At 69.7% G+C, this 10484-nt stretch carries 9 protein-coding genes; 7 read left to right on the forward strand and 2 right to left on the reverse strand.

Features of this window, described 5'->3' with window-relative positions:
- The first annotated feature begins 116 nt into the window (after positions 1-116).
- Positions 117-1883, forward strand: a complete 1767-nt coding sequence (locus RTM68_RS08010) for a biotin carboxylase N-terminal domain-containing protein (protein ID WP_312169882.1) — start codon at positions 117-119, stop codon at positions 1881-1883.
- A gap of 70 nt (positions 1884-1953) precedes the next feature.
- Here RTM68_RS08010 and RTM68_RS08015 read toward each other — a convergent pair whose 3' ends face one another.
- Positions 1954-3408, reverse strand: a complete 1455-nt coding sequence (locus RTM68_RS08015) for an NAD(P)H-quinone dehydrogenase (protein ID WP_312169884.1) — start codon at positions 3406-3408, stop codon at positions 1954-1956.
- Positions 3409-3456: 48 nt separating this feature from the next.
- On the opposite strand from RTM68_RS08015, the gene RTM68_RS08020 reads away from it, so the two are divergent.
- The 3 genes from RTM68_RS08020 to RTM68_RS08030 are packed head-to-tail and all read left to right on the forward strand — an operon-like array spanning position 3457 to position 6224.
- The gene (locus RTM68_RS08020; protein WP_312169886.1) at positions 3457-4290 is read left to right on the forward strand and encodes a purine-nucleoside phosphorylase; all 834 of its coding nucleotides are present in this window, start codon (positions 3457-3459) and stop codon (positions 4288-4290) included.
- Entirely contained in the window at positions 4287-5957 is a 1671-nt protein-coding gene (locus RTM68_RS08025) for a phospho-sugar mutase (RefSeq protein WP_312169888.1), read from the forward strand. The genes RTM68_RS08020 and RTM68_RS08025 overlap by 4 nt, the downstream gene beginning before the upstream one ends.
- A 3-nt stretch (positions 5958-5960) precedes the next feature.
- A complete protein-coding gene (locus tag RTM68_RS08030) occupies positions 5961-6224 on the forward strand; it encodes an HPr family phosphocarrier protein (protein ID WP_312169890.1) in 264 nt (87 codons plus the stop codon).
- An 11-nt stretch (positions 6225-6235) separates the two neighbouring features.
- Here the strand turns inward: RTM68_RS08030 and RTM68_RS08035 are convergent, their stop codons facing one another.
- Complete coding sequence (locus tag RTM68_RS08035; RefSeq protein ID WP_312169892.1) at positions 6236-8158, reverse strand: PRD domain-containing protein; 1923 nt, start codon at positions 8156-8158, stop codon at positions 6236-6238.
- Between the two features lie 164 nt (positions 8159-8322).
- On the opposite strand from RTM68_RS08035, the gene RTM68_RS08040 reads away from it, so the two are divergent.
- The 3 genes from RTM68_RS08040 to ptsP all read left to right on the forward strand — a co-directional run.
- Entirely contained in the window at positions 8323-8640 is a 318-nt protein-coding gene (locus RTM68_RS08040) for a hypothetical protein (protein WP_312169893.1), read from the forward strand.
- A complete protein-coding gene (locus RTM68_RS08045; protein WP_312169895.1) occupies positions 8637-8915 on the forward strand; it encodes an HPr family phosphocarrier protein in 279 nt (92 codons plus the stop codon). Before RTM68_RS08040 ends, RTM68_RS08045 begins: the two co-directional genes overlap by 4 nt.
- On the forward strand, positions 8912-10484 hold a 1573-nt coding region (ptsP, locus tag RTM68_RS08050; protein ID WP_312169896.1), incomplete at its 3' end, for a phosphoenolpyruvate--protein phosphotransferase. The genes RTM68_RS08045 and ptsP, both read left to right, overlap by 4 nt.

The following is a 10484-nucleotide window of genomic DNA, read 5'->3' on the forward strand; positions in this document are numbered from 1 at the left end:
CCGACCTCGGCGTCGCGTGGACCGACCTCTGGTCGTAGGGTCTCGTCGACGTTTCTCCCTCTTTCTTGTGGAGAGTCGTCAAATGGATCGACCTGCTTCTCGCTAGGCTGGCAACCATGCCTGATATCGCCAAGGTGCTCATCGCCAACCGCGGCGAGATCGCCGTACGCATCATCCGTGCCGCTCGTGACTCGGGGATCGCCTCGGTCGCCGTGTACGCCGACCAGGATCGCGACGCTCTGCACACTCGCCTCGCCGACGAGGCCTTCGCCCTCGGCGGAGCCACGAGCGCCGAGACCTATCTGCAGATCGAGAAGATCCTCTCGATCGCCCGCCGCGCCGGCGCCGACGCCGTGCACCCGGGCTACGGCTTCCTCGCGGAGAACGCCGAGTTCGCCCGCGCCGTCGTCGGCGCAGGCATGACCTGGATCGGCCCCTCTCCCGAGGCCATCGAGGCCCTCGGCGACAAGGTCACCGCACGTCACGTCGCCGAGAAGGTGGGCGCTCCGCTCGCCCCCGGCACCCCCGGCCCCGTCGAAGGTGCAGACGAGGTCGTCGCCTTCGCGAAGGAGTTCGGCCTGCCGATCGCGATCAAGGCCGCCTACGGCGGCGGCGGACGCGGCCTCAAGGTCGCCCGCGAGCTCGACGAGGTCGCCGAGCTGTTCGAATCCGCGACGCGCGAGGCCGTCGCCGCTTTCGGCCGCGGCGAGTGCTTCGTCGAGAAGTACCTCGACAAGCCGCGTCACGTCGAGACGCAGTGCCTGGCGGATGCCGAGGGCAACGTCGTGGTCATCTCGACCCGCGACTGCTCGCTGCAGCGCCGTCACCAGAAGCTCGTCGAGGAGGCGCCCGCGCCGTTCCTCACCGACGAGCAGAACGACCTGCTCTATTCGGCGTCGAAGGCGATCCTCAAGGAGGTCGGCTACGTCGGCGCCGGGACCTGCGAGTTCCTGATCGGTGCCGACGGCACGGTGTCGTTCCTCGAGGTGAACACCCGTCTGCAGGTCGAGCACCCCGTCTCCGAAGAGGTCACGGGCATCGACCTGGTGCGCGAGCAGTTCCGAATCGCCGCCGGCGGCACGATCGACTACGACGACCCGAAGCCGACCGGTCACTCGATCGAGTTCCGCATCAACGGTGAAGACCCCGGTCGCGGGTTCCTCCCCCAGCCCGGTCCCGTCCACGTCTTCAAGACCTTCGGCGGCCCCGGCATCCGCCTCGACTCCGGCGTCACCGCCGGCGATTCGGTCTCGGGTGCGTTCGACTCCCTTCTCGCGAAGATCATCGTCACGGGCAAGGATCGCGCCGAAGCTCTCGAGCGCTCGCGCCGTGCCCTCGACGAGTTCGAGGTCGCCGGACTCCCGACCGTGATCCCCTTCCACCGCAAGGTCGTGAACGACCCGGCCTTCACCGCAGAGAACGGCGAGTTCGGCGTCTTCACGCGCTGGATCGAGACCGAGTTCGTCAATGACATCCCCGCGTGGGACGGCGAGCTCGAGTCGCCCGCCGCCGCGGAGAACCGCCACACCGTGGTCGTCGAGGTCGCCGGCAAGCGCCTCGAGGTCAGCCTGCCTGACCGCGTCGCGGTCGCCCCGGGAACCGCCGGACGCCCCGCGGCCGTGCCGCCGTCGCGTCGGAGCCACGCGACCTCCGTCAGCGCCGGAGCGTCCGGCGACGCCGTGAAGTCGCCCATGCAGGCCACCGTCGTCAAGGTCGCGGTCGAAGACGGGCAGCAGGTCGTCAAGGGCGACCTCGTCGTCGTCCTCGAGGCGATGAAGATGGAGCAGCCCCTGCAGGCGCACAAGGACGGCGTGATCGGCAACATCAACGCGAGTGCAGGTGCCACCGTTTCGGCCGGACACCAGCTGCTCACGATCAGCTGACCGCAGCTGTCCTCAGATGAGAAGAGGCGCCCCGCTCACGCGGGGCGCCTCTTCTCATCTGCTGTGTGGATCAGGAGATCTTCGCGTTGACGAGGTGCATCGCGCGGCTCGCGTCCGTGATGCTGCTCGACAGCGACGGGTACGCCGCGAACACGCGGGACACCTGATCGACGGTCAGGCGTCGCTCGACCGCGACGGCGATCGGGTAGATCAGCTCGGATGCCTTCGGTCCGACGATCACGCCGCCGATCACGGTGCCAGAGCCCTTGCGTGCGATCAGCTTCACGAATCCGTCCTTGATGCCCATCATCTTCGCGCGCGGGTTGGCGGCGAGCGGCAGCTTGTAGACGAGCCCGTCGGCGACGCCGTCTTCGACGTCCTTCTCGGAGTAGCCGACCGTGGCGATCTCGGGGGCGGTGAAGATGTTCGAGGTGATCTTGATCAGCTCGAGCGGGATCACGATGTCACCGAGCGCGTGGAACACGGCCGTACGCCCCTGCATGGACGCCACGGATGCGAGCGGGAAGAAGTTCGTGCAGTCGCCGACGGCGTAGACGTTCGGAACCGAGGTGCGAGCCACACGATTGACGCGGACGTGTCCGCTCTCGTCGAGTTCGACACCGGCATCCTCGAGGCCGATGCCCGCGGTGTTGGGGATCGAACCGACGGCCATGAGGCAGTGGCTGCCGTCGACCGTGCGGCCGTCCGACAGCGTCGCCGTCACGCCGTCCTTCGTGACCTCGACCTTCTCGGCGCGTGCCTTGGAGAGCACCGTCATGCCGCCGCGCTTGAAGACCTTCTCGAGCACGCGGGCCGCATCCTGGTCCTCACCGGGCAGCACCTGGTCCCGGCTGGAGACCAGAGTGACCTTTGCGCCCAGGTTCATGTAGGCCGAGGCGAACTCGGCACCGGTGACACCGGAGCCGACCACGATGAGGTGCTCGGGCAGAGCCTTCATGTCGTACAGCTGCGTCCACGTGAGGATGCGCTTGCCGTCGGGCTTCGCCGAGTCCAGCTCGCGCGGCGAGGCGCCGACCGCGACGATGATCGTGTCGGCCTCGATGCGGTCGAAGTCCGTGCCGCCGTAGCCGGTCGACACGATGATCGCGTTCGGCCCCTCGAGACGCCCGTGTCCGGACAGGATGCGCACGCCGGCCTCGAGCAGCGCGGAGCGCATGTCCTCGGACTGCTGTCCGGCGAGGGCGATGAGTCGCTTGTTGACCGCGGCGAGGTTGATCGCGATCTCGGGCTTCAACGGCTTGCCGTGCTCGCCCTTCGCGTAGAACTGCACACCGAGGTCAGAGGCCTCCGAGATCGCGATGGCAGCGTCGGCCGTCGCGATCAGGCTCTTCGAGGGCACGACGTCGGTGAGGACCGCCGCGCCGCCGACACCCACACGCTCGACCAGGGTCACCTCGGCTCCGAGCTGGGCGGCGGCGAGTGCCGCCTCGTAGCCGCCGGGACCGCCGCCGAGCACGGCGACGCGCTGAGTGCGCTCAAAAGGGGTGGAAGACATGGTTCCCATTCTCTCGCAATCCTGGCACCCGAGCCTGCACCTTCCTAGAGTGGATCCATGTCCGAAACACACACCAACCCTCTCGACGATCCCACCGCGAACCCGTTCGAGGTCGCCGCCGCAGCCGCCGCAGACATCGCGCGGCTGACCGGAGTCGAGAAGCACGACATCGCCCTGACCCTCGGCAGCGGATGGGGGAAGGCCGCCGACATCATCGGCGAGACCACCGCCACGATCCCTGCCACCGAGGTCACCGGTTTCTCGAAGCCGGCACTCGAGGGCCACGTCGGCACCCTGCGCAGCATCCGCACCCCCGACGGCAAGAACGTGCTCGTCATCGGAGCCCGCACCCACTACTACGAGGGCCACGGCGTGCGTCGGGTGGTGCACTCCGTGCGCACGGCGGCAGCGACCGGGGCGAAGATCATGGTCCTCACCAACGGCGCCGGCGGCGTGCGGGAGACCTGGACGCCGGGACAGCCCGTGCTCATCAGCGATCACATCAACCTCACCGCCGACTCGCCGCTCGAGGGTGCCACCTTCATCGACCTGACGGATCTCTATTCGACGCGCCTGCGCGACATCGCCCGCACCGTCGACCCCACGCTCGACGAGGGCGTCTACACGCAGTTCCGCGGTCCGCACTACGAGACGCCGGCCGAGGTGCAGATGGCGAAGCACATCGGCGGACACATCGTCGGCATGTCGACCGCTCTCGAAGCGATCGCCGCCCGCGAGGCCGGCATGGAGATCCTCGGCTTCTCGCTCATCACGAACCTCGCCGCCGGCATCCAGAAGACCCCGCTCAGCCACGCCGAGGTGATCGAGGCGGGCCGCGAGGCGGAGCCGGTGATCTCGGCGCTGCTGGCCCGAGTGGTCGAGGCGCTGTGAGCGACGAGCGCCTCGCGCAGGCTCGCGCCTGGATGAGGCAGGACCCCGACCACGAGACGCGTGACGAGCTCGCCGCGGTCATCACCCGAGCCTCGGCCGGCGATGACGACGCGATCGCCGAGCTCGACGACCGTTTCGGCACACGTCTGGCGTTCGGCACGGCCGGCCTGCGCGGTGCCCTCGGCGCCGGCAGCAACCGCATGAACCGCGTGCTCGTCGCGCAGGCCGCCGCCGGATTCGCGGCGTATCTGCGCGAGCGCTCGACCGACGGCACCCCGACCGTCGTGATCGGCTACGACGGCCGTCGCAACTCGCGCGTCTTCGCCACCGACTCGGCGGAGCTGTTCGCCGGCGCAGGACTCCGCGCGATCCTGCTGCCTCGTCTGCTGCCGACCCCGGTGCTCGCCTTCGCCGTCCGTCACCTCGGCGCGGACGCAGGAGTCATGGTCACCGCCTCGCACAACCCGCCGAACGACAACGGCTACAAGGTGTACCTCGGCGGTGCGAGCCAGGGTGCGCAGATCGTGGCCCCGGCGGATGCCGAGATCGCGGCTCACATCCAGCGCGTGGCCGATGCGGATGACATCTCGACGCTCCCCCGCTCGACGTCGTATGAGACGGCGGGTGAGGACGTCGTCGACGCGTACATCGCGGCCACCGCCGCCGTCGCTCCGGCCCCGAAATCGGCTTCCGGCCTGCGCTGGGTGTACACGGCGATGCACGGTGTCGGCTGGGAGACCCTGTCGAAGATCGTGACCGCCGCGGGCTACCCGCAGCCGATGGTCGTCGGAGAGCAGCTGAAGCCCGACGCGACCTTCCGCACCGTGTCGTTCCCCAACCCCGAGGAACCGGGAGCGATGGACCTCGCGTTCGCGCGCGGACGACGTGTGCAGGCCGACTTCATCCTGGCCAACGACCCGGATGCCGACCGCCTCGCCGTGGCCGTCCCCGACGCCTCGTCGGAGAACGGATGGAGACGACTCACCGGCAACGAGGTCGGACTGCTGCTCGGCGCCCGCGCGGCGAAGGCCGCGGAAGGCACCGAAGGCGCCTCACTCGCGTGCTCGCTCGTGTCGTCGCCGGGTCTCGGTGCCATCGCCGCACACCACGGACTCGAGTTCCACGAAACGCTCACGGGATTCAAGTGGATCTCCCGCGCCCCCGGCATCGTCTACGGGTTCGAGGAGGCGCTCGGCTATCTGGTCAACCCCGAGACCGTGCGCGACAAGGACGGCATCTCTGCTGCCGTCGCGGTTCTCGGCCTCGCCGCCGAGGCACACGAGCGCGGCTCGTCGCTGAGCGATCTGGTCGCTGAACTGGGCGAGACGTACGGCCATTTCGCGAGCGGGCAGGTCTCGATCCGGGTCGACGACCTGTCGGTGATCGGGCGCGTGATGCTGTCGCTGCGCACCCTGCCGCCGGCGCGATTCGACGCCCACTCGGTCGCTTCGGCCGAAGACCTGCTGCACGCCCGCGAGGGTGCGCCGTCCGGTGACGTGCTGCGCTACCGTCTGGCGGACGGCTCCCGCATCATCGTGCGACCGAGCGGCACCGAGCCGAAGCTGAAGGTCTACATCGACGCCAAGGCCGACTCGGCCGGCCGCGCCGCTGAGATCGTCCGCGAGCTCGAGGCCGCCGTGCGCTCCCTCCTGGAAGAACGCTCGTAACGCATGCCGAGACGACAGGTGATCATCAGCACCCACAACGGGGTGCACGCGCGTCCCGTCGCTGAGCTCGTGCGGGTGGTGCAGACGCACCCGCACGCGGTGACCCTGCAGACGTCGACGGGGGCGGTCGTGGACCTGAGCAGTGTTCTCGCGCTCATGGACCTCGGCCTCACCCCCGGCGACGTCGTCGTGCTCGAGACCGCGGACTCGGTGGGCGCGGAAAGGGTGCTCGACACCCTCGCCGGCGTGTTGGATCCACCGCGCTGACGACGACGGGGTCAGCCGTCGATGACCGCCACGAGCTCGTCGAGGAACGCCTCGAAGGTGGTGCCGCGACGCACGATGCGCTGCACGCTCTCGCGCTCGCTGAAGACCTCGACGAGCTGCTCGAACACCGTCTGGAACGCGGCCCGATCGCTCTCGCTGAAGGCGGCGAGCGCGACGACCTGCACGCGTCCCTCACCCCAGGCGGCCGAGCCGTCGGCGACGCCGATCGCGATGGCCGTGCGTGTCGCGGTCATCTGCAGCGCGTGCGGCACCGCGAGGGCGTCCGTGAACGCGGTCGATGACATCCGCTCGCGCAGGATCGTGTTCTCGACGTAGTCCTCGCCGATGAGACCGGCATCGACGAGGAGTCCCCCGAGACGGCGGATGATCGCCTCCTCTCCCTCATCGGGCAGCGGGTGCACGAACGCATCCGCGTCGAAGTAGCGGGCGAGCTCGGCGCGCAGTCGGGTGAGACGACGGCCGCGACGCACACGCGCGGCGGCCTGCTGGATGCGATCGACGTCGGCGTCGGTGAGGAAGGGCTGGATGCGCACGAACCGGTCGCCCGCGGCTCCCGGCTCGATGGTGCTGAGCACGAGATCCGTATCGAAAGAAGACCAATCGGGATCGACCTTCGTGACGACGCTCGTGACCTCGATCGCGGTGCCGAGAGAGCGGTCGACGCTCGAGCGGAGCAGCTCGTGCAGTTCGTAGTACCCCGGGCAGACGATCGTGGCGGTCAGGATCGACTCCGCCTTGCGGCTGCGCTCCAGACGCCCGCCGACGTGCATGGCGATGTAGGCGATCTCGTCGTCGTGGATCGGAGTGCCGAGCCGATCATGCAGGCCGCTCGCGATCGATACCGCGACCTCGAAGATCATCGGGTACGACGTCTTGAGCGAGCGGGTCAGCGGGTTGCGGGTGAGCGCTCTCTCCTCGGCGCGGCGCAGCAGATTCTGCACGTGCAGGGCGAGGCGCAGCACGAACGTCTCGTCGACGAGGTCGACCTCGAAATCATGGGCGGCGCGCGCGAGCTCAGCGCGCACCGCGTCTTCCACTCCCGGTGCCACACCGCTGCGGGCGACTTCGCGAGTGGCGTCCTGCCCGGGGGCGACGATGCGTGTCAGCACGAGCGAGGCGAGGTGCCCGCTGTCGCCCTCCCCGAGCGTGACCGAGAAGTGCTCCTCCGCGAGCCGCGCGATCACCGCACCGACCTGCGGGATCTCCTCGCGGGCGCTGGGCGGAGCCGAGTCGAGCGAATGCCCCCCGGCCACCCGCTCCGCGGCGATCGCGATGTGCAGCAGGACGTCGGAGATCGCGAGCTCGTTGACGTAGTAGCCCAGGACACCGAGTTCGCGCACCAACTCGGATTTGAAGGGAGCGACGGCGTCGGCACCGACCGCGGTGGCGGCGAGTGCACGACGGAAGGTCTCGGGGTGGAAGGATGCGGCGTCCATCTCGTCGTGAGCGAGTCGGGAGAGCAGGCGTCGCTGCGCCGCCTCGGTGCCGCGCAACCGCACGACCTCGCGGTCGCGCTCGAGGGCCAGCGCGGTGCCGTCGAGCAGGCCCCGAACCCGTGAGAGGTCCGCTTCGACGGTGGCCTCGCTGACGTGCAGGCGATCGGCCATCTCGAAGACATCGATCCCGGCGGGCACGTCGAGCAGCGTGCGGACGAGCGCGTGCAGGCGGTCTCGCGGTGCCGAGTCCCGGCTCTGCCTCGTCCGCAGCGCGTCCCGTGCTCCGGCGGCGGCGCGATAGCCCGCGGGACCCGATTCGACGGCATCCGCATCGCCCGTCCGTGCGTTGAGCGCCGCGACGTACGAGCGGATGCTCCGCGGCGTGACGCCCAGCTGATCGGCGAGACTCGCGGCGGTGGCCCAGGTGCCCTGACGCAGCAGGGTGGCGAGGAGCTGGTCCTGGCGCTGACGCGACATGATCCTCCCCTGCTTCGTGCCGACCGCACTGTCCCGGCGTGACTTCCATGATGTCAGCTACCCGGGCGCCGCGTCTCGAAACCGACATTCCGCGGGGGCGGAAAGGAACGTGTTGGCACCTTTCCGCCGGAGTTCCCAGACTGTTCTCAGGAAAGGTGGCATCAATGAGGATCCTCGTGGTGTGCGGCGCGGGTGCGTCGAGCACGTTCGTCGCGCAACGACTCCGGCGGGCGGCGACAGACGCCGGCCTCGACTGGGACGCCTCTGCCGGCATGGAGCACACCGTCTCCCCCGGCGATCACGACCTCGTCCTCGTCGGCCCGCATCTGGCCGACCGTCTCGATGCCATCCGCGCTGCCGCGCAGGTCCCTGTGGCCGTCCTCCCCGAGGACGTGTTCTCCGACCGTGACGGCTCCCGCACCCTCGCACTCGCGCGCTCGATCCTCGTCGGCGTCACGACCATCCCGGAAGGAACATCATGACCGTCTCCCGCACCGTCCGCATCGGCTCGTCGCACGGGCTGCACGCCCGCCCCGCGAAGCTGTTCGCGCAGGCCGCGAAGGACTCCGGCATCCCCGTCACGATCGCCAAGGACTCCGGTAAGGCGGTCAACGCGGCCAGCATCCTCGGAGTGATCGCCCTCGCGATCGAGTACGGCGACTACGTGACCCTGACCGCCGACGGCGACAGCGCGGAGGGTGTTCTCGACACCCTGACCGAGCTGCTCACCACCGATCACGACCAGGAGGGCGCATGAGCGACGTGCGCGGGGTCGGCATCGGTCTGGGTGTCGCGCAGGGTGTCGTCGTCCGGATGGCCGAGGCTCTGCCTGCTCCCGAGAACACTCCCAGCACCCAGGGCATCGACGCCGAGCGCTCCCGAGTCCGTGAGGCCATCGCCGCCGTCGCCCAGGAGCTGACCGCGCGTGGCGAGACCGCCGGCGGATCGGCGCAGGAGGTGCTCGAGGCCCAGGCGATGATCGCCGAGGACCCGACGCTTCAGGATGAGGTCGACGCGCGCATCGACGACGGCGCCACCGCCGAGTGGGCCGTGCACGATGCATTCGCGGGCTTCCGCGCCACCCTCGAGGCGGTCGGCGGGTACCTCGGCGAACGCGCCGCAGACCTCGACGACATCGCCCAGCGCGTGCTCGCCCGCCTGCGCGGCGTCGATGCCCCCGGCGTCCCCGACCCGGGGCATCCGTTCGTCCTCGTGGCCCGCGACCTCGCCCCGGCCGACACCGCGCTGCTCGACCTCGACCAGGTGCTCGCGCTCGTCACCTTCGACGGCGGTCCCACGTCGCACACCGCGATCCTCGCCCGCGAGAAGGGCATCGTCGCGATCGTCGGCGCGGCCTCGGCATCCGAGCTGACCACCGGTCGGCCCGTGATCGTCGATGCGGCGGCAGGCATCGTGACCGTGGATCCGACGGATGACGAGAAGCAGCGCGCCGAGCAGCGCGCCGCCGCCCGTCGTTCCGCGGATTCCGCACCGCTGACTCCCGGCGCCCTCGCCGACGGCACGCTGATCCCGCTGCTGGCGAATCTGGGGAAACCTGCAGACGCATCCGATGCCGTCGAACGTGGGGCCGAGGGCGTCGGGCTGTTCCGCACCGAGTTCCTCTTCCTCTCGTCGGCCCAGGCGCCGACCGTCGAGCAGCAGCGCGAATCGTACCGCGAGCTGCTCGCGGCCTTCCCGGGCAAGAAGGTCGTCGTCCGGATGCTGGATGCCGGCGCCGACAAGCCGCTGGCCTTCCTCAACGACGCTCACGAAGAGAATCCGGCGCTGGGCCTCCGTGGCCTGCGTGCCCTCCGCGCGAGCGAGGACATCCTGCGCGAACAGCTGACTGCTCTCGCCGAGGCGGATGCCGCCACCGAGGCCGACCTGTGGGTCATGGCGCCGATGGTCGCGACCGTCGAGGAGACGCAGTACTTCACCTCGCTCGCCCGCGAGTACGGCCTCAAGACGGCGGGCGTCATGGTCGAGATTCCGTCCAGCGCGCTGCTCGCCGACCGAATCCTCGCGCATGCGGATTTCGCGTCGATCGGCACGAACGACCTCACGCAGTACACGATGGCCGCCGACCGCATGCTGGGTTCCGTCGCCGGGTTCCAGGACCCGTGGCACCCCGCCGTGCTCCGACTCGTGCGCGAAGTGGGCGCCGCCGGCGCTCGCCTGGGCAAGCCGGTGGGCATCTGCGGTGAGGCCGCAGCCGACCCGATGCTCGCGCTCGTGCTCGTCGGCCTCGGGGCGACGAGTCTCTCGATGGCGCCCTCGGCCCTCGCCGACGTGCGCCACATGCTCTCCACCAGAACCCTCGACGAGG

Origin of the sequence: Microbacterium sp. (genome assembly GCF_031988965.1) — a bacterium.
Lineage (GTDB): Bacteria > Actinomycetota > Actinomycetes > Actinomycetales > Microbacteriaceae > Microbacterium.